The 18,777-nt window shown below is 65.2% G+C and carries 15 protein-coding genes; 7 read left to right on the top strand and 8 right to left on the bottom strand.

Features of this window, described 5'->3' with window-relative positions:
- Positions 1–142: 142 nt before the first annotated feature.
- Genes waaF through AB7M33_RS07115 form a run of 7 tightly spaced genes read left to right on the top strand, consistent with a single transcriptional unit; the run spans position 143 to position 7,103 of the window.
- The gene (gene waaF / locus AB7M33_RS07145; RefSeq protein WP_027594326.1) at positions 143–1,192 is read left to right on the top strand and encodes a lipopolysaccharide heptosyltransferase II; all 1,050 of its coding nucleotides are present in this window, start codon (positions 143–145) and stop codon (positions 1,190–1,192) included.
- Positions 1,193–2,251: a lipopolysaccharide heptosyltransferase I gene (gene waaC, locus AB7M33_RS07140; RefSeq protein ID WP_027594327.1), complete on the top strand. Its 1,059-nt coding sequence runs from the start codon at positions 1,193–1,195 to the stop codon at positions 2,249–2,251.
- Positions 2,251–3,375, top strand: a complete 1,125-nt coding sequence (locus AB7M33_RS07135) for a glycosyltransferase family 4 protein (protein WP_099428137.1) — start codon at positions 2,251–2,253, stop codon at positions 3,373–3,375. The genes waaC and AB7M33_RS07135 overlap by 1 nt, the downstream gene beginning before the upstream one ends.
- Positions 3,372–4,178 (top strand): lipopolysaccharide core heptose(I) kinase RfaP, encoded by an 807-nt coding sequence (rfaP, locus tag AB7M33_RS07130; RefSeq protein ID WP_085274046.1) that lies wholly within the window; start codon positions 3,372–3,374, stop codon positions 4,176–4,178. The genes AB7M33_RS07135 and rfaP overlap by 4 nt, the downstream gene beginning before the upstream one ends.
- Positions 4,178–4,912, top strand: a complete 735-nt coding sequence (locus AB7M33_RS07125) for a lipopolysaccharide kinase InaA family protein (RefSeq protein ID WP_027594330.1) — start codon at positions 4,178–4,180, stop codon at positions 4,910–4,912. Before rfaP ends, AB7M33_RS07125 begins: the two co-directional genes overlap by 1 nt.
- Positions 4,909–5,661 (top strand): lipopolysaccharide kinase InaA family protein, encoded by a 753-nt coding sequence (locus tag AB7M33_RS07120; RefSeq protein ID WP_238212466.1) that lies wholly within the window; start codon positions 4,909–4,911, stop codon positions 5,659–5,661. Before AB7M33_RS07125 ends, AB7M33_RS07120 begins: the two co-directional genes overlap by 4 nt.
- Positions 5,661–7,103 (top strand): lipopolysaccharide kinase InaA family protein, encoded by a 1,443-nt coding sequence (locus tag AB7M33_RS07115; RefSeq protein WP_454242624.1) that lies wholly within the window; start codon positions 5,661–5,663, stop codon positions 7,101–7,103. Before AB7M33_RS07120 ends, AB7M33_RS07115 begins: the two co-directional genes overlap by 1 nt.
- On the opposite strand, the gene AB7M33_RS07110 is transcribed toward AB7M33_RS07115, so the two are convergent.
- The 8 genes from AB7M33_RS07110 to AB7M33_RS07075 form a co-directional block, all read right to left on the bottom strand.
- A complete protein-coding gene (locus tag AB7M33_RS07110; protein ID WP_454242623.1) occupies positions 7,064–10,078 on the bottom strand; it encodes a dermonecrotic toxin domain-containing protein in 3,015 nt (1,004 codons plus the stop codon). The two genes, AB7M33_RS07115 and AB7M33_RS07110, sit on opposite strands and share 40 nt — an antisense overlap.
- Before the next feature lie 69 nt (positions 10,079–10,147).
- The gene (locus AB7M33_RS07105; RefSeq protein WP_172960334.1) at positions 10,148–10,324 is read right to left on the bottom strand and encodes a hypothetical protein; all 177 of its coding nucleotides are present in this window, start codon (positions 10,322–10,324) and stop codon (positions 10,148–10,150) included.
- Positions 10,321–11,433, bottom strand: a complete 1,113-nt coding sequence (locus AB7M33_RS07100; protein WP_265968320.1) for a PepSY-associated TM helix domain-containing protein — start codon at positions 11,431–11,433, stop codon at positions 10,321–10,323. The genes AB7M33_RS07105 and AB7M33_RS07100 overlap by 4 nt, the downstream gene beginning before the upstream one ends.
- A gap of 83 nt (positions 11,434–11,516) precedes the next feature.
- On the bottom strand, positions 11,517–13,949 hold the full coding sequence (locus tag AB7M33_RS07095; RefSeq protein ID WP_454242622.1) for a TonB-dependent siderophore receptor: 2,433 nt from the start codon (positions 13,947–13,949) through the stop codon (positions 11,517–11,519).
- Positions 13,950–14,200: 251 nt separating this feature from the next.
- On the bottom strand, positions 14,201–15,157 hold the full coding sequence (locus AB7M33_RS07090) for a FecR domain-containing protein (protein WP_258703539.1): 957 nt from the start codon (positions 15,155–15,157) through the stop codon (positions 14,201–14,203).
- Complete coding sequence (locus AB7M33_RS07085) at positions 15,154–15,672, bottom strand: RNA polymerase sigma factor (RefSeq protein WP_099428143.1); 519 nt, start codon at positions 15,670–15,672, stop codon at positions 15,154–15,156. The genes AB7M33_RS07090 and AB7M33_RS07085 overlap by 4 nt, the downstream gene beginning before the upstream one ends.
- Before the next feature lie 398 nt (positions 15,673–16,070).
- Positions 16,071–16,781 (bottom strand): 3'-5' exonuclease, encoded by a 711-nt coding sequence (locus AB7M33_RS07080; protein WP_454242621.1) that lies wholly within the window; start codon positions 16,779–16,781, stop codon positions 16,071–16,073.
- Positions 16,778–18,715, bottom strand: a complete 1,938-nt coding sequence (locus AB7M33_RS07075) for a DUF294 nucleotidyltransferase-like domain-containing protein (RefSeq protein ID WP_454242620.1) — start codon at positions 18,713–18,715, stop codon at positions 16,778–16,780. Before AB7M33_RS07075 ends, AB7M33_RS07080 begins: the two co-directional genes overlap by 4 nt.
- Positions 18,716–18,777 lie beyond the last annotated feature (62 nt).

Raw genomic sequence — 18,777 nt, 5'->3', positions numbered from 1 at the left:
TGCCGCGAAGGGCTGCAAAGCAGCCCCAAAGGTCCATGCCCCACCACCGGTGTTACACTGTCCGCCACATAGCCTGAATATAAAGAGGGGAGGCCAGGCTGTACCGCAGCCTGTAGCCTCCCCGAGCGTTTCTGGACTAAGCATGAGAATACTGATCATTGGCCCCAGCTGGGTCGGCGACATGGTAATGGCGCAGACCTTGTTCCAGTGCCTGAAACAGCAGCACCCCGACTGCGTGATCGACGTGCTGGCGCCCGAGTGGAGCCGGCCGATCCTCGAACGCATGCCCGAGGTGCGCCAAGCGTTGAGCTTCCCGCTTGGCCACGGTGCGCTGGAACTGGCCACCCGACGTCGCATCGGCAAGTCCCTGGCCGGCCAGTACGACCAGGCAATTCTGCTGCCCAACTCGATGAAATCGGCGTTGGTGCCGTTCTTTGCCGGTATTCCCAAACGCACCGGCTGGCGCGGCGAGATGCGCTTCGGCCTGCTTAACGACGTGCGCAAGCTGGACAAGGCACGTTACCCGCTGATGATCGAGCGCTTCATGGCCCTGGCCTACGCGCCGGGCACCGAGCTGCCACAGCCTTACCCGCGCCCCAGCCTGCAGATCGAACCGCAGAGCCGTGACGCCGCCCTGGCCAAGTTCGGCCTGGCACTCGACCGCCCGGTGCTGGCGCTGTGCCCCGGTGCCGAGTTTGGCGAGGCCAAACGCTGGCCGGCCGAGCACTACGCCGCCGTGGCCGAGGCGATGATCCGCCAGGGCTGGCAGGTGTGGTTGTTCGGTTCGAAAAGCGATCACCCCGTCGGCGAGCAGATCCGCGACCGGCTGATCCCGGGCTTGCGTGAAGAATCCTACAACTTGGCCGGCGAAACCTCGCTGGCCGAGGCCATCGACCTGATGTCTTGCGCCGATTCCGTGGTGTCCAACGACTCCGGGCTGATGCACGTGGCGGCCGCGCTGAATCGCCCGCTGGTCGCCGTGTATGGTTCGACCTCGCCGGGCTTCACGCCGCCGCTGGCCGAACAGGTGGAAGTGGTGCGCACCGGCATCGAATGCAGCCCGTGCTTCGACCGCACCTGCCGTTTTGGCCACTACAACTGCCTGCGCCTGCTCGACCCGCAGCAAGTCATCGCCGCCTTGCACAGCCTGGGCGGTCCGAACCTGATCGATACCGTGGCCGAGGTCGACTAAGTGCGGGTACTGATCATCAAGACATCGTCGCTGGGGGATGTGATCCACACCCTGCCGGCGATCACCGATGCCGCCCACGCGATACCGGGCATTCGTTTCGACTGGGTGGTGGAAGAAGGCTTTGCCGAGATCCCCAGCTGGCACCCGGCGGTCGACCAGGTGATCCCGGTGGCGATCCGTCGCTGGCGCAAGAACATCTGGCAGACCCTCAAGAGCGGCGAGTGGAAGGCGTTCAAGCAGCGCGTTCGCGCGCGCAAGTACGACCTGGTGATCGATGCCCAGGGCCTGGTCAAGTCGGCCTGGCTGACCCGCTACGTCAAGGCACCGGTGGCCGGGTTGGACCGCTACTCGGCGCGCGAAGGCCTGGCCAGCCGTTTTTATGACCGGCGCCTGTCGGTCGCCACGGGCCAGCACGCGGTCGAGCGTGTGCGCCAGCTGTTCGCCCTGGCCCTGGCCTACGACTTGCCGGAAGGCATCGGCAACTACGGCCTGGACCTCGATCGCCTGCAATTGCCGCCGGCCGCGCCCTACGTGGTGTTCCTGCACGGCACCACCTGGGCCACCAAGCATTGGCCCGAGGCTTACTGGCGAGAGTTGGCCGAGCGCATGGGCCGGCGCAAGCTGCAAGTGCGCCTGCCGTGGGGCAACCCGGCCGAGAAGGCACGCGCCGAACGTATCGCCCAGGGCTTGAATAACTGCCAGGTACTGCCCAAGTTGAACCTTGTCGGCGTCGCCCGCGTGCTGGCGGCGGCCAAGGCCTGCGTGGCGGTGGACACCGGCCTGGGCCATTTGGCTGCGGCGCTGGATGTGCCGACCATTTCACTGTTCGGCCCGACCAACCCGGGCCTGACCGGCGCCTATGGCCGCGCCCAGGTTCACCAGGCCAGCGATTTCCCCTGTGCGCCGTGCCTGCAGAAAAAGTGCACCTACAAGCCGAGCGCCGATGACCTGCGCCGGTTCGATCTCAAACGCGAGTGGCCGCTGTGCTTCACTCGCCTGAATCCCGAGCATGTGGCGAGCCGCTTGAGCGCGCTGCTGCTGGCTGAGGATGTTCGTTGATGCAACTGGCTTTCGTGCTTTACAAATATTTCCCCTTCGGCGGGCTGCAGCGCGATTTCATGCGCATTGCCCTGGAATGCCAGAAGCGGGGCCACCAGATCCGTGTGTACACGCTGATCTGGGAAGGTGACATTCCGCCTGGCTTCGAAGTGCTGGTGGCGCCGGTCAAGGCGCTGTTCAACCACCGCCGCAACGAGAAGCTCAGCGCCTGGATGGAAGCCGACCTGGCCAAGCGCCCGGTCGACCGCCTGATCGGCTTCAACAAGATGCCGGGGCTGGACGTGTACTACGCCGCCGACGGCTGCTTCGAGGACAAGGCCCAGACCCTGCGTGGCGGCCTCTACAAACGCTGGGGCCGCTACCGGCACTTTGCCGAGTACGAGCGTGCGGTGTTCGCCAAAGACTCGAAAACCGAAGTGCTGATGATCTCGGAGGTGCAGCAGCCGCTGTTCGTCAAACACTACGGCACCCCGGCTGAACGCTTCCACCTGCTGCCGCCGGGCATTTCCCAGGACCGTCGGGCGCCGGCCAACGCCGCCGAGATCCGCGCCGAGTTCCGCCAGGAATTCAACCTGGGCGACGATGACCTGCTGCTGGTGCAGATCGGTTCGGGCTTCAAGACCAAGGGCGTCGACCGCAGCCTCAAGGCCTTGGCCGCGCTGCCGTCGGCCTTGCGCAAGCGCACCCGGTTGATGGTCATCGGCCAGGACGACCCCAAGGTCTTCCAGTTGCAGAGCGCCACCCTCGGCCTGGGCGACCAGGTGCAGTTCCTCAAGGGGCGTAGCGATATCCCACGCTTCCTGCTGGGCGCTGACCTGCTGATCCACCCGGCCTACAACGAAAACACCGGCACCGTGCTGCTCGAAGCACTGGTGGCAGGCCTGCCGGTGCTGGTCTCCAAGGTGTGTGGCTATGCCCATTACATCGCCGAAGCCGACAGCGGCTTAGTGCTGGACGAGCCGTTCGAACAGGAACAGCTCAATGGCTACCTGCAACGCATGCTCGAAGACCCGCAGGCCCGTGCCGACTGGTCGCGCAACGGCCTGGCCTTTGCCGATACGGCCGACCTGTACAGCATGCCGCAGCATGCTGCTGATGTGATCCTGGGGCAGGAGACCGCATGAAGCTGATACTGGCCGAACCCTTCAAGCGCTTGTGGGCCGGGCGTGATGCCTTCGAGGCCGTGGAAGCGCTGCAAGGCGAGGTGTACCGCGAGCTGGAAGGGCGCCGCACGCTGCGCACCGTCGTTGAGGGCGAGGGGTTTTTCGTCAAGATTCACCGCGGCATCGGCTGGGGTGAGATCTTCAAGAACCTGTTCAGCGCCAAGCTGCCGGTGCTCGGTGCCGGCCAGGAATGGCGAGCCATCCAGCGCCTGCACGAGGTCGGCGTGCCGACCATGACCGCCGTCGCCTATGGCGAGCGCGGCAGCAACCCGGCCACTCAGCATTCGTTCATCGTGACCGAAGAACTGGCGCCGACCATCAGCCTGGAAGACTTCAGTATCGACTGGGTCAAGCAGCCGCCCGCGCCACGCCTCAAGCGTGCGCTGATCGCCGAAGTGGCGAAGATGACTGGCGGCATGCACCGCGCCGGGGTCAACCACCGCGACTGCTACATCTGCCACTTCCTGCTGCACACCGATCGCCCGGTGACGCCAGAAGACTTCAAACTGTCGGTCATCGACCTGCACCGTGCCCAGACCCGGGCGACAATCAGCCGCCGCTGGCGTGACAAAGACCTGGCCGCGCTGTACTTCTCGGCGCTGGACATCGGCCTGACCCGGCGCGACAAGCTGCGCTTTTTGCGTGGCTACTTCCAGCGCCCGCTGCGCCAAGTGCTTGCCGACGAGGCCGCGCTGCTCGCCTGGCTCGAACGCAAGGCGCAGAAACTCTATGACCGCAAACAACGCTATGGGGATGCACTCTGATGGCGGGTTGGACACTGGCGCCAGGCTACGAACACCTGGCGGCGGATTTCGGCAGCCTTGACGCAGTCTTCGCCCTGCAGGGCGAACGCCTGACCCGCGACCCGCTCAGCGAAGTGGTGCGCATCGAGCGCGAGGGCGTCAATTACTACGTCAAGCGTTACACCGGGGCGGGCAAGCACATGCGCCGCTACCTCGGCCGGCCGCGCATCAAGGCCGAATGGCAAAACCTCAAGCAGTTCGCCAAGTGGGGCATTCCCACCGCCGAAGTGGTCGCCTGGGGCCTGGAGCGCAAGGGCCTGGCGTTTGGCCGCGGGGCGATGATCACCCGCGAGCTGCCGCGCACCGAAGACCTGTCGGCCTTGGCCGAACGCAAAGACCCGCGCCTGGCAGACCCCGCCTGGGTCGACCACGTCAGCCGCCAGCTGGCGCGCCACACCCGGGTCATGCACGAGCACCGTTTTGCCCACAACGACTTGAAGTGGCGCAACCTGCTGGTCGACGACCAGGGCACGCTGTTCTTCATCGACTGCCCGACCGGCGACTTCTGGCGCGGCTTCATGTGGCGGCACCGGATGATCAAAGACCTGGCGTGCCTGGACAAGGTCGCCAAATACCACCTGTCGGCGACCCAGCGCCTGCGTTTCTACCTGCAATACCGTGGTCGCGACAGGCTCAACGCCCGCGACAAGCAGCGGATTCGCCAAGTGCTGAGCTTTTTCGAGGGAAGGGAATGACCGATTACCTGGCCAGCGCGGACCTCGCGCTGCTCAAACGCCACGGCTTGAACGATTTCGACGCGCTGTGGGCGCTGCAGCTCGATGCCGTGGACGAGCCCAACACCGGGCGTGGGGGCTGGAGCAGCGTGTTCCGCCTGGAACTCGAAGGCAAGGGCTACTACCTCAAGCGCCAGAGCGACTACCTCACCCGTACCTTGCACCGGCCATTCGGCGAGCCAACCTTCGCCCGCGAATTCCGCAACATCAGCCGCTACCAGAAGCTGCACATTCCGGCCTTGCAAGCGGTGTTCTATGGCGAGCGCAAGCAGGCCGGCGAGCACCGGGCGATCCTCATGACCCGTGCCTTGGACGAGTGGGCCGACCTGGACAGCCTGCTGGCTCAGTGGCCGCAGTTGGGCGATGCCGAACGCAACGGCATCCTCGAGGCCTGCGGCCAGTTGGCGCGCACGCTGCACAGCGCTGGCCAGGTGCACGGCTGCTTCTACCCCAAGCACATCTTCCTACGGCAACGCCGCGAAGGCTGGGATGCCCAACTGATCGACCTGGAAAAAACCCGGCCCCTGCTGTTCGGCATGCGTGACCGGCTCAAGGACCTGGAGCCCCTGTTGCGCCGTGCCCGGGCCTGGAGCGAGGCGGATGTGCGCCACCTGCTGGCAGCCTACCTGGTGCAGCCGGCGGACGGCACGCTGGTCGGCACCTGGCTGCAACGCCTGACGCAACGCCGTCGTGAAAAAGAGGCCCGCTGATGCGTTTGTCTGAACTGAAAGAGGCCGGGCGCGCCCCGGCGTTGCCCCTGAACGTGAGCTTGGCCGATGCCGCCGGCAGCGCCGAGCTGCAACTGCTCAGCCTGCTGCGCGTGCTGCCCGGCCAGCGTTATGTGGGTGCTGGTGTCTGGCGTGGCACGCCGGTGCTGGCCAAGCTGTTGGTGGGCAGCAATGCTGCCCGGCACTTCCAGCGCGAGCTGCAAGGCGTCAAGTTGCTGGCCGAGCAGGGCCTGACCACGCCGAAACTGCTGGCCGATGGTTTGAAGGAAGGCGAGGGCGGCTGGCTGCTGTTCGCGTTTCTGGATGGCGCCGAAAGCCTGGCCGATGCCTGGGCCGCCGTGGAGCACCTGCCCGTACTGGCAGACGAGCAACACGCGGTGTTGGGTGAGGCGCTGACGGCGGTGGCGCAGATGCACGCCAAGGGCGTGTGGCAGGAAGACCTGCACCTGGACAACCTGCTGCGCCATGGCGGCAAGCTGTACCTGATCGACGGCGCGGGCATCAAGGCCGAGACCCCGGGCCAGCAGTTGTCGCGCCCGCGGGTGCTGGAAAACCTCGGCGTGTTCTTCGCCCAATTGCCCAAGCGCCTGGAGCCGTTCATCGAAGAGCTGCTGGTGCATTACCTGTTGGCCAATGCCGAGCACGCGCTGCCACTCGAAGCGCTGCAGAAGCAGGTGGACAAGGTGCGCAACTGGCGCCAGAAGGACTACCTGGAAAAGGCCGGCCGCGAGTGCTCGCTGTTCAGCGTCGAGCGTAGCCTTTCGGGCCTGCGGGCGATTCGCCGCGCTGAGGTGCAGGCCATGCTGCCGGTGCTGGAGCATGCCGATGAGCTGATCGACAAAGGCCACCTGTACAAGACCGGTGGCGCCGCCAGTGTGGCCCGCATCGAGGTCGATGGCCGGCAACTGGTGCTCAAACGCTACAACATCAAGAACACCGCGCACTGGTTCAAGCGCTTCTGGCGCCCTAGCCGTGCCTGGCACTCGTGGATCGAAGGCCACCGCCTGGAATTTCTCGACATCGCCACGCCACGCCCTCTGGCAGTGCTAGAGGAGCGTGTCATGGGCCTGCGCAGCCGTGCCTACCTGGTCACCGACTATGTCGATGGCCCGGACCTGACCGCGTGCTTCGCGCCCTATGTGGAAAACGGCGAGGCACCTGAAGAGCAGGTCGATGCGCTGGTGAAGGTCATGCAGCAACTGATCCGCGAGCGCATCAGCCATGGCGACTTCAAGGGCCATAACCTGTTCTGGGATAACGGCCAGTGGTCGCTGATCGACCTCGATGCCATGTGCCAGCATGCCACCCAGCTCAGCTTCGCCCCAGCCTATGCCCGTGACCGGGCACGGCTGCTGCGCAACTGGCCACGTGACAGTGCCTTGCATCAACGGCTGGACCGGTTGCTGCCGCGGTTGTCCGAGTAAGCTGCCGGCAGCGCCAGCCAGTTGCTGCTGCGGCCGGTCTGGCGCACGCGGATGCGCCATTGCGCATCCTGCCAGCGCAGCACTGCCCACGCGGGCACCGTGCCGCGCAGCGTCTCAGGCAATACCAGGTGGTAGTGAGCGGCGAGCAGATGGCGGCGCACAGGTAACTGGTGGCTGCCCAGTTGCAGGTACAGCGTGGTGTTGTCCTGAAACAGCTGGGCATCGTCTTCGCTCGCGGTGCCTTGTAACGGGGTGGACAGGCGGCAGTCTTCCAACAGTTGCTGGATATTCGGCAACCCGTCGTACCAGAGCACTGGGGAGTCGACCACCCAACTGCCATCCAGGCAGCGCTTGATCGGCAGCTTCAGGTAGGTGTTCGGCTGGTTCGGGTCGGTGGCGCGCCAGCGTGTGCCGTCGAAGGTGACATTGAAGTAGCGGCCCAGGTTATCCCTCACGTAGTACTGCGACAGGCCGGGGCTCGCCGACTGCTGTTCGTACACGGCCTCGTCGTGCAGCGCATCGATGCGGTAGCGCAGCCTGGCAACGTCAGGGGTCGCTTCGTAATGCCGGGGCAGCGGCACCGGTGGCGGCTTGGGCAGGCCGCGCATGACCCGGCGCATCAGCCCGGAGCCTGCCATGTCGTTGAGCCCCGCCGTGGCGTGGCCGAGTGCTGCGACCGCATGATGGAGCGCACCGTTGTGGTCGGCTCGGTCGAGCGCTTCGAAACCGTCCCAGATGGAAATGCCCATGCGCCCGAATGCCAGTGCGGTCGAGCCCGCCTGCGGCAACACCAGGGTGAGGATATCCAGCACCAGCCTGAGCACATTGACCGAAAACTCCCCCAGCAGCTCTTGGTTGCTGCGGGTCACGGCATTGGCTTGGGCCATCAGGGTGTTGACCTCGGCGCGGTAGAGGGCGTCGTACAGGTTGCCGGTGATGGTCTGCAAACTGATGTGCGAGCCCAGGCGGCCCTGTACCAGCAGTGCCTCCAGGCTTTTTCGGTTGCCCAGCGGCAAGCGTTGCAACACATAGTGGCGCAGCTGCGCATCGCTGCGCACGGCGCGGATCAGCGCCCGGGCGTTGTTGTATTCACGCCAGGGGCGGCGGTCCGGCGCGTCGGGGCTGTAGACCACGATGCGGTAAGAGTGCTCTGGCGAGACAAGTAGCACGACACCTTGCAGGGTTTGCCCCTGGATCAGCATCTGCCGGGCGATCACCTGTTGTTCGTTGCGGTGCGGCCGGTTGTGGCTGTCGGGTGAGTGAATAACGCAGTCGGCCCAGCCATAACCCTGTTCGAGCGTGCTCGGCTGAAAATGCCCGGCATAACGCGCCTTGACCGCTTCGGCGTGCATGCGCGTACGGCTCAGGTGCGCGTAGGCCTGCTGGCGCCAGCGGCCATGGGGCGATTCGAGCAGTTGGGTGCGCAGGTAGGCTTGGTAGCCGCTACCAGCATTCAGGCGCCGTACGATTTGCTTGACCCGCAGTGGCGTCAGGGCTGGCAGCGGCTGGTCGGCGTCGAGGTGCACGCGGGCGGTCAGCCAGTAATCGACGTCGAACCAGGCGATATTGAGCAGTGCCAGCTCATCCAACCGGTAGCGTTGGTTGACCAACGCTATGGTGCCGCCGGCTTGTGGGCGGCTGGCCACGGGGATGTAGGCGCTGGTGTCGAGTGGATTGCTGATGGGGCCGACCTGGCGCGCCAGGGTCACGCTGATCGAGATCTGCTCGGGTGCGGTGTCGATGCCGGGGTCTTGCTGCAGAAACTCGCGCAGCCGCTGGCGCACCCAGGCCAGCAGGGTGTGGCGTTGGTTGAACTGCTCCAACGTGAGTATGCCTGGCGCGGCGGCGGCCTTGATGGCCGCCACCTGCTCTTGCATGGCTTGCATGATGTGGGCAACGCCTTGCTGCGAGGTCGAGCGCAACCAGTCGGGCATGTGCTTTTCCAGCAACAGGCCATAGCGGGTGGCTACCGGACCTTGGCTGCCGAGCTCGCGGTGCAGGTCCAGTGCGTTGCCCAGTTGGGCGTCGAGGTGTTCGATATTGCGTTGCAGCCCCTGTGCCCAGGCGGCTTGCCAGGCGGCGGTCAGGCGTTTGCCATGGGCCTCGCGAATGGCCAGGGCCTGCGCCTCGGCGAGGTCCTCGCTGAACCAGTCGTAGCGCAGGCGTTCAGCCCGGTGGGCACGTTGGCGGTCTGCGCTCACCACTAGCAGTCGGGTCAGCGGTTCGCTCTGCACCGGGTCTTCGAGGCGTTCGCATAATTCCACGTGCAAGGCGGCCAGGCTGTCGAACGCTTCGATGCCATGCACGATGCTGCACAAAAGCACCCGTCCGACCGGTTCCTGCGCGTCGAGCAAGCGGCCCTCCGGGCCGTTCTCGGTGAGGATCAGCACGCCTGGCAAGTGGCTGCGCCAGTTGGGCGCCGAGCCCGACAGCAACGGGCGGTACAGCTGCGGGCGGCTGGCGGCGGGCAGGTGCTGGCGTTGCCAGGGTTGTGGGTATTCAAGGCAAGTAGTCAGCAACCGGGCGTGCTCCACAGACAAGGTCTGGTCGTGGCTGCGCAAGCGCATCTCGGTGAGCAGTTGATCGCGGCGCAGGGTGGCCAGGCGTGCTTGCCGGCTCAGTCCATTTTTTTCACGCGCCAGCCAATAGCTGGCCAGGCGCGCATGCAAGCCTTGGCGAAGCGTCGCGCAGCAGCGGTCGATGTGGGCGTTGAAGTCGCTTGGCAGGTTGAGCGGGCGGTCGTCGTGTCGGGCTTGCGCACCGGCCGGTGGCTTGAACGTGCCGCCGTCGAACAGGTGAAAGCCGACCAGGTCCAGCAGGCGGAAGCGCTCGAAGTACAAGGTCCGGGCGGTGATCGCTGGGTTGGTGAACAGGGTGTTCAGGGCTTGGTCGAGGCTGTGTTCCACACCCGGCAAGGGGGGCAATAGTGCGTCGAGTTGGCTATCCAGCGACTGGAGGCGCAGCAGCGGTGTCATGGCCTATCTCCTGGTGAAAGAGGACCATGCTGCACCGCGTTGGCCGGGTGGCTGCGTTAACCCGTTACCTCAGCGCCGCCAGAAGCCGCGCAGTGCCAAGTACGCCGGCAGGCCCAGGCCGACCCAGGACAAGCCATCCCATGCGCCGTCGCCCAGCAGCGCAGCGAACAGGCCCAAGGCACCGAGCAGGGCGATGAGTGCCGGCCAGGCGAAAATCTTCGTAGTAGATCGCGACGCGTGGCTCATGCCTTGGCCTCCCGTGGTTTGCGCTGCTTGCCCCACCACAGGTACAGGCCGCTGCCGAGCACGATGAGGGTCAGCACGTCGAGCACCGCCCAGAGGATCTGCATGGGGCGCCCGCCGTAGTCACCGAAGTGCAGCGGCTGCGACAGGCCCATGGCGTCCATGTACCAGGGCCGCTCGCCGACGGCAGTCACCTGCAGGGTCTGCGCATCGATCAGCACCGGGGTGAGCAGGTGCGAGGTCAGGTGCGTGGCGCCTTTCATGAACACGGCGTAGTGGTGCTCGCTGGAAAAGCGCGTGCCGGGGAAGGCGATGAAATCCGGGCGCATGCCGGGCGCCGCGTGCTCGGCGATGGCCAACAGGCGGCTGGCTGGGGCGCGTTCGGTGAGCGGCGGGGCATCACGGTAGGGGGCGACCATGGCGGCCAGGCTGTCGTTGCGCCAGGCGGCGATGACCAGGTCGGAGAGTGCACTGATCACACCGGTGACGCCAACCGTCAGCGCCCAGGCCAGGGTCACCACGCCGATCAGGTTGTGCAGGTCGAGCCAACGCAGGCGGCGGGACTTGTCGTGGCGCACCGTGGCGAAATCCAGGCGGCGCATGAACGGCGCGTAGAGCACGGTGCCAGAGACGATCGCCACGACGAACAGCACGCCCATGAACGCCAGCAGCAACTTGCCAGGCAGGCCGGCGAACAGGTCCACGTGCAGGCGCAGCATGACCATCATGAACCCGCCGTTCGCAGCCGGCATGGCAACGGCTTCGCCGGTGCGGGCGTCGAGCATGAAGGTGTGCGACGCATTGGGTTCGGTGCCGGCGGTCGCGGCTGTGATTGCCACCACGCCGTTGCGTTCGTCCTCGTCATAGCCAAAGTACTGCATCACCTCGCCGGGGCGGTGTTGTTCGGCCTTGAGCACCAGCTGTTGCAGGTCGAGGTGCGGGGTGCCGGCGGGCATCTCGCGCAGTTCGGGAGCGTCACCGAGCAGGTGTTCCAGCTCGTGGTGGAAAATCAGCGGCAGGCCGGTGAGGGCCAGCAACAGCAGGAACAGGGTACAGACCAGGCTGCTCCAGGTGTGGATGAAGGACCAGCGGCGGATGGTTGAGCTTTTCATTTCATTTTGTTTCTCGACGTCCAGAAAGACCAAAGCCGCCCTCTGAAGGACGGCTTGGTCGGCGCGCGTGGGGCGTCAGGTCATCACCATTTGTAGGTGGCGCTGGCGACGACGCTGCGCTCATCTCCGTAGTAGCAGTAGTAACTGTCACAGGTGGAGAGGTAGTCCTTGTTGAACACGTTGGTCGCGTTGACCGCCACCGACGCGCCTTTGAGGCTGTTGTTCAGGCGGCCGAGGTCGTAGTGCACCGAGGCATCGAACACGGTGTAGGCATTGGCCTTGCCCAGGTAGGTGTTGGCCTGGTCGCCATAGGTGTTGCCGGTGTAGCGCGCGCCACCGCCGATGCCAAAACCGTCAAGCACGCCGCTGTGCCAGGTGTAGTCGGCCCACAGCGAGGCTTGCTGGTTGGGCATCAGTTGCAGGCGGTTGCCTTTGTAGTCGCCTTTTTGCACTTCGGACTTGGCCAAGGTGTAGGCAGCAGTCAGCTTGAGGTTTTCGCTGACGTCGGATACCGCTTCCAGCTCCAGGCCGCGCACTTTCACTTCGCCAGTCTGGCTGGTGACGCTCACGTTGCCGATGGTGTTGGTGACCGAGACGTTTTTCTGGGTCAGGTCATACACGGCTGCCGACAGCAACGTGTTGGAACCTGGCGGTTGGTATTTGATACCCAGCTCCCATTGCTTGCCTTCGGTCGGTTTGAACGACTCCGTGGCAGACACGGCGGCATTGCTGGCCGGCTGGAACGACTCCGCATACGACAGGTACGGCACAAAGCCCGAGTCGAACACATAGCTGATCGCCGCGTTGCCGCTGAATTGCTTGTCACGTTGGGTGTTGGTGGCATCGCCCTGGTTGAGGTACTTGGTGCCGGTGTGCACCCAGTCTTCCCGGCCACCCAGGGTCAGGCGCCAGTTGTTCAGTGCCATCTGGTCCTGGACATACAGGCCCGTCTGACGGGTTTTCTGGTTGTAGTCATAGAACGCCGTGGAGCGATCCGGGCGGGTGATCGGCAGCCCGTAAACCGGGTTGTTGACGTTGCTGTTCGGTACGTTGAAGCCGTAGATCGACAGGTAGTTGGTGTTGACGCGCTGGTGGTCCAGGCCGATCAGCAGGGTGTGGGTAATGTCCCCGCTGGCGAAGTCAGCCTGGAAGTTGTTGTCCACGGCGAATTGGCTGATGTCTTCGTCGACGTTGGTGGACATGCGGCTGACGGTACCATCATCTTGCACCGGGCCACCGGGCGCGTAGTAGCTGCCGGGGGTGATGGTCTGGAACGCCAGGTCCGACTTGGTGTAGCGCAGGTTCTGGCGGAACTGCCAGACATCGTTGATGCGATGCTCGAAGGCATAGCCCAGCGCGTAGTAGGTGCGGTCGTAGAACTCGTAGTCCGGATCGCCCAGGTTTTTGTGGTGGGAGATCTTGCCGAACGGCATGTCGATCTTGGTGCCCTGGATCGGCCGAAACTGGCTGGTGGCGCCGGTATCGTCGCGGGTGAACTGGGTCAGCAAGGTCAGCGAGGTGTCGTCGTCGATGTTCCAGGTCAGGCTCGGGGCGATGTTGTAGCGCTTGTCGTCGATATGGTCGATCTGGGTGCCGCCATCGCGGATCACGCCACTGACGCTGTACAGAAACTGGCCTTGGTCATCGATTTTGCCGGTGCTGGCGAAGTTGATCTGGCGGTGGTTGTCGCTGCCGTACTGCAGTTCGATTTCGTGGGCGCTTTCAGCTTGTGGGCGACGGCTGACCATGTCCAGCAGGCCGCCCGGTGGGGTTTGCCCGTAGATCGAGGACGCCGGGCCGCGCAGCAGTGCGAGGCGGTCGAGGTTCCAGGTTTCGGCTTTCGGGTTGGCGTACACGCCACGGGGCAGCGGCAGGCCATCGAGGAATTGGGTCGGCTCGAAGCCACGCACGCGCATCCAGTCATAGCGTGTGTCGCTGCCGAAGCTGGCAGACACGATGCCTGGCATGTAGCGCACGGCATCATCCAGGCTGTGCACGCCGCGGTCGGCCATTTGCTGGCGCGTGGCAACAGAGATGGAGCGGGGGACTTCGACCAGCGCGGTATCGGTCTTGGTGCCGGCGGCGGTGCGCTGGGCGAGGTAGCCCTCTACCGGGCCCCAGGCGCTTTCGCTGACGCTGTCGGCATTCACGGTGGTTTCCGGCAGTGCCAGGGTGCCGTCAGGGACGGCCACCAGGCTGTAGCTGCCAACGCTGCTCTGCTGCAGCTGCAAGCCGGTGCCGCGCAGGGCGGCCTGCAAGGCGCCGATGCCGTCGTACTGGCCGTTGACCGGGGCCGAGGTGCGGCCGCTGACCAGGGCCGGGTCGATGGCCAGGGCGATGCCTGATTGGCTGGCGATCTGGTTGAGGGTGCTGGCCAAGGGCGCGCTAGGCAGGTCGTAGGCGCGCTGGGCGGATTGCTCGGCGGCGAACAGGGCAGGGCTGGCCAACGGCGCGGCCAGGCCAATGGCCAGGGCCATCAGGCTGGGGCGCAGGATACGATCGACAGTACGGGACATGCAGCGGCTCCTAGACGGATAAGTGCTAACTGCTTCCTTGCCGAGCGAGATTTCAAAAGTGACAGGGGCTGTCAAAAAAAAAGTGAAAAAACTTCATGAACCGGCAATGCCCGTTCAAACACCATCCACTGTAGGAGCAGCCTTGTGCTGCGAAGAGGCCAGTGAAAGCAGCGAAGATCTACTGTGTCGTCGCGGGCCTCTTCGCAGCGCAAGGCTGCTCCTACAGTGAGACGCGCCAGAACAACAGATCACTATTTGGCCTTGACGGTCACCCACCACGGCGTATGCCGCTCGATCTGCACCGGCAGTGCTGGCACCAGCGACGCCAGGGCCAGGTCGGTGTCGGTCAGCGGGAAGCTGCCGGTGACACGCAGGTCGGCGACTTCGTCAGCCACCCCGAGATGGCCGCTGCGGTAATGCCCGAGCGCGGCCAGCAAGTCAGCCAGGCGCACGTTGTCCACCACCAGCATGCCGCGGGTCCAGGCATCGGCGCCGACGGCGACTGTGCCGACCTGGCCAAGCCCGTTGGCATCCATGAGTACCTGCTGGCCTTCGCGCAACACCTGCTCGTCGCCACTGTTCAGCGGCATGGCCGCGACCGAGGCCTGCAGCACTTCCAGGCGTGTGCCCTGTGCCTCACGGCGCACTAGGAAGCGTGTGCCAAGCGGGCGCAGGCGACCGTCGTCGGTGCGTACCAGCAACGGGCGTGGGTCTTGGTGGCCCGTCTCGACCGAGATCTCGCCCTGGTGCAGCACGATCACCCGTTGCTCGCCTTGGTAGTCGATATCCACCGCGGTATGGGTGTTCAGGCTCAGCAGGGTGCCGTCTTCCAGGCGCAGGGTGCGCAGCTCGCCGGTGGCTGTGCGTTGGTCGGCGAGCCAGTAGTTCGGTGACAGCGAGGGGGCGCCGACCCAGGCCAGCAGCGAACCCAGCAGCAACATCCCGGCCAGGCCGCTGCCAACCTTGCCGATGCGCCGCCGCAGCCCGGCCCGCGACTGCAGCAGTGCCTGGCGCGCAGGCCCGGCAGCGGCGCTCACGCGCTGGTCGAGGCTGCCCAACTGGCGCCAGGCGCGGGCATGCTCTTCGCTGGCGGCGTGCCAGCGCATGAACGCGTTGCGCTCATCAGGCGTGCCACTGCCTTCATCCAAGCTCAGCTTCCAGGCGATGGCCGCTTCCAGGACGCGGGACGATACCGGTGAGCCGTTCACGTCGGCTCCCCGTACAGGGCCACATAGCACTGGCGCAGGCCTTGGGCGATGTACTGGCGTACCCGCGAGACCGAAACGCCAAGGCGCTCGGCGATTTCGGCATGGCCCATGCCGTCCAGGCGGTTGTACAGGAAGGCCGCCCGCGCTTTGCTCGACAACTTGCCCAGCAGGCGGTCGATGGCTTTGAGGTCTTCGAGAATCAGGTGTTGGGTTTCCGGGGAGGGGTGTTCGGCTTCGGGCAGCAGGGCGAGCTCGGCCAGGTAGGCCTGCTCCAGCGCGGTGCGGCGGAAATGGTCGAACATCAGCCCCTTGGCCACGGCGGCCAGAAAGGCGCGCGGCTCGCGGGGCGTTTCCAGCCGATCACGGCCGAGCAGGCGCACAAAGGTGTCCTGGCTCAGGTCTTCGGCACGCTGACGGCAGGCCATGCTGCGTTGCAGCCAGGCGAGCAGCCAGCTGCGATGGTCGCGGTAAAGCGCACCGACCAGCTCGGCGTGTGGGCTGTGGGCAGAAGACAAGCAGCGTCCCCCCGGAACGAATGCATTAACTAACGATAATTATTCGCGATTGTTGCAGAGGCAGGGGGCGGGGCGCAATGGACGCTTATCGGATTGCCACTATGGTGGGGGCGCCGCCGGGTGTAATGATTGGGTGATTTGGCGCCTGTGAGATCGAGCGCCGCCCGCGCGGCGCTTCGCAGCACAAGGCTGCTCCTACATCTGTTTCGGGCCAGTGAGGCCTGTGATATTTGCGCGCGACCGCCTAGTTGGTCCGACTCGATATTGAGGTGGGCGGTAAGGGGCCGCGCGCGAATGCCCCAGGAATAATTGGCCCGAAACAGATGTAGGAGCAGCCTTGTGCTGCGATGCGCCGCGCGGGCGGCGCTCGATCTCACAGGCGCAACAACCCTCAAGCCCTACAAACCGTGACCATGCACCTTACGCCGACGCCACCCCCGCAACCGCTGCTCCAGCTGCAACGGGCTGTCCAGCTGCTGGCGGCGGGCCTGGCTGAACAGGATCAAGGCCAGCTCAGCAGTCACCTGGGCATCGGCACTGGCATGGTGGCGCTCTTCCACCTGCAGGCCAAAACGCGCAACCCAGTCATCCAGCCCGGCTTCGCGCAGCACCGTGTCGGGGTTGAGCATCGGCGCCAGTTCGGCAACATCGAGAAACGGCAACTGGAGGCGATAGCCCAGGCTTTCTTTCAGCGCACGCGCGAGCATGCGCTGGTCGAAGGGCGCATGGAACGCCAATACCGGGCTATCGCCAATGAAGTCGAGCAGGTCGAGCAAGGCCTCGACCGGGTCGCAGCCGGCCGCCAGGGCACTGGGCCCCAGCCCGTGGATCAACACGCTGGCGTTGGTCTTCTGGGTGGGGCGGTACAGGGTGCGTTCAAACTGCTGGGCAAAGTCGATGGCGCCGTCTTCAATGGCCACGGCGCCAATCGACAACACCTGGTCACGGTTGGGGTTGAGGCCGCTGGTTTCCAGGTCCAGCACCACCCAGCGCTGTTCACGCAATGTGCACACCCCCAGCGCCGCGGGCTTGGGCAACTGCGCCAGGCGCTGGCGCGAGGCGTCGTCCAGGTCGGGCAGGCTGGGGCGTAGCCAGGCGAACAGGCTCATAGCTGGTACCGCAAGGCCAGGCTGCTTTGCAGGCGCTGCGCTTGGCGCAGCGACTCCCGCAGAATGCGCCGGTCCAGGTGGTTGAGGCTGTCTGGGTCGACGCGGTTGGAGTAGGGCAGGTTATCGCGGGTCTGGCGCTGGTGCTGCTGCATGCGGGTTTGCTGGATGAAGTGGTAAGCCTCTTCATACGCTGCGCCGTCGAGTGGCTCGATGACGCCTTTCGTCACCAGTTGGCGCAGGCGCTCGAGGGTGTTGCAGGCACCGATGCCATTGGCTAGGGCCAGCAACCGCGCGCCATCGACGAAGGGCGTCAGGCCCTGCACCTTGAGGTCGAGGGTGGCGGCCTTGTCATTGCCTTGGCGGGTCAGCACGAATTCACGCAGACGGCCCACGGGTGGGCGCTGGCGCAGGGCGTTGTCGGCCATCATGCGCTGGAAGAGGCGGTTGTCGGCCACCTGCAGCAGCAGGCTTTGGCGCAGTTGCTCGCAGCCTTGCTCATCGCCCCAGACCACGCGCAGGTCGAAATAGATGCTCGAAGCCAGCAGGTTTTCCGGGCTGGCCTCGCGGACGAAGCCGGCAAAGCGCTGCGCCCATTCGCTGCGTGACAGGCACAGCTCGGGGTTGCCGGCCATGACATTGCCTTTGCACAGGGTGAAACCGCACTGGGCCAGGCATTGGTTGATGTACTGCGCCAGTGGCAGCAGGCGGGCTCGGACCGCGTCGGCTTCGGCGCTGTCGCGGGCTTCGAACAGGATGCCGTTGTCCTGGTCGGTGTGCAGGGTCTGCTCGCGCCGCCCTTCGCTGCCGAAACACAGCCAGCTGAAGGGCACGCCTGGGTCGCCGCGCTCGGCCAGGGCCAGTTCGATGACCCGGCAGACGGTGTGGTCGTTCAACAGCGTGATGATCTGGGTGATCTGCGTCGACGAGGCGCCGTGGGCGAGCATGCGCTCGACCAGTTGGCTGATTTCACCGCGCAGGGAAACCAGGGTTTCCAGGCGTGGTGCATGACGAATGGTACGCGCCAGGTGCACCAGGTCGACCCGTTGCAGGGAGAACAGGTCACGTTCGGAGACCACCCCGCACAGGCGTTGGTTGTCCACCAGGCAAACATGGGCGATGTGCCGCTCGGTCATGGCCATGGCGGCGTCGAAGGCGCTGGCCTGCGGGCTGAGGTAGAACGGCTTGGCGGTCATGTGCCGCTCGATCGGCGCACCCAGGTCGGCATCGGCGGCCGCCACCACCTGGCGCAGGTCGCGCAGGGTGAAGATGCCGATCGGGTAGCGTGCGGGGTCGACCACGACAACGCTGCCGACCTGCTGCTCGTGCATCAACCGCACGGCGTCGCGTAGCGGCATGTCGGGGCTGCAGACCACCGGGTGCCGCATGGCCAGTTCGCCCAGGGGGGTATTCAACGAGTACTGGGTGCCGAGGGTTTCCACGGCGCGTTGGCGCACTTGCTGGTTGACCTGGTCGAGCAGGCTGCTGACCCCGCGCAGGGCGAAGTCGCGAAAGGCTTCCGACAAGGAGAACACGCGGATGAACGCGGCCTTGTTCAGTTGCAGGCAGAAGGTGTCCTCACCGGCCAGGTGCTCGGTGCGGGTGGCACGCTCGCCCAGCAGCGCCGCCAGGGGGAAGCACTCGCCGCTGGTGATCTCGAAGGTGGTTTCCACCCCGGGTTTGACCAGGTGCTGGCGCTCGCCGACGACACGCCCCTGCTTGACGATGTAGAAGTGCTCGACCGGGCCATCGGCGGGTTTGACGATGCTTTCGCCGCTGGCATAGAAGCGCAGCTGGCACTGCTCGACCAGATACGCCAGGTGGCCGTGCTCCATCTGGTTGAACGGGGGGAAGCGCTGCAGGAACTGCAACGTGCCTTGTATGTTCTGTAGCACAGCCGTCCTGCCCGCCTGGCTGTAGGCGTCCTTTTTACTCATGAAGCTGACCGTATCGCTACGCCGAACTATATATATCTATATATAGGTGCCGGCCTTGTTGT

This window comes from Pseudomonas sp. Y3 TE3536, assembly GCF_053629175.1.
This window is presented reverse-complemented; position numbering and strand designations above follow the sequence as displayed.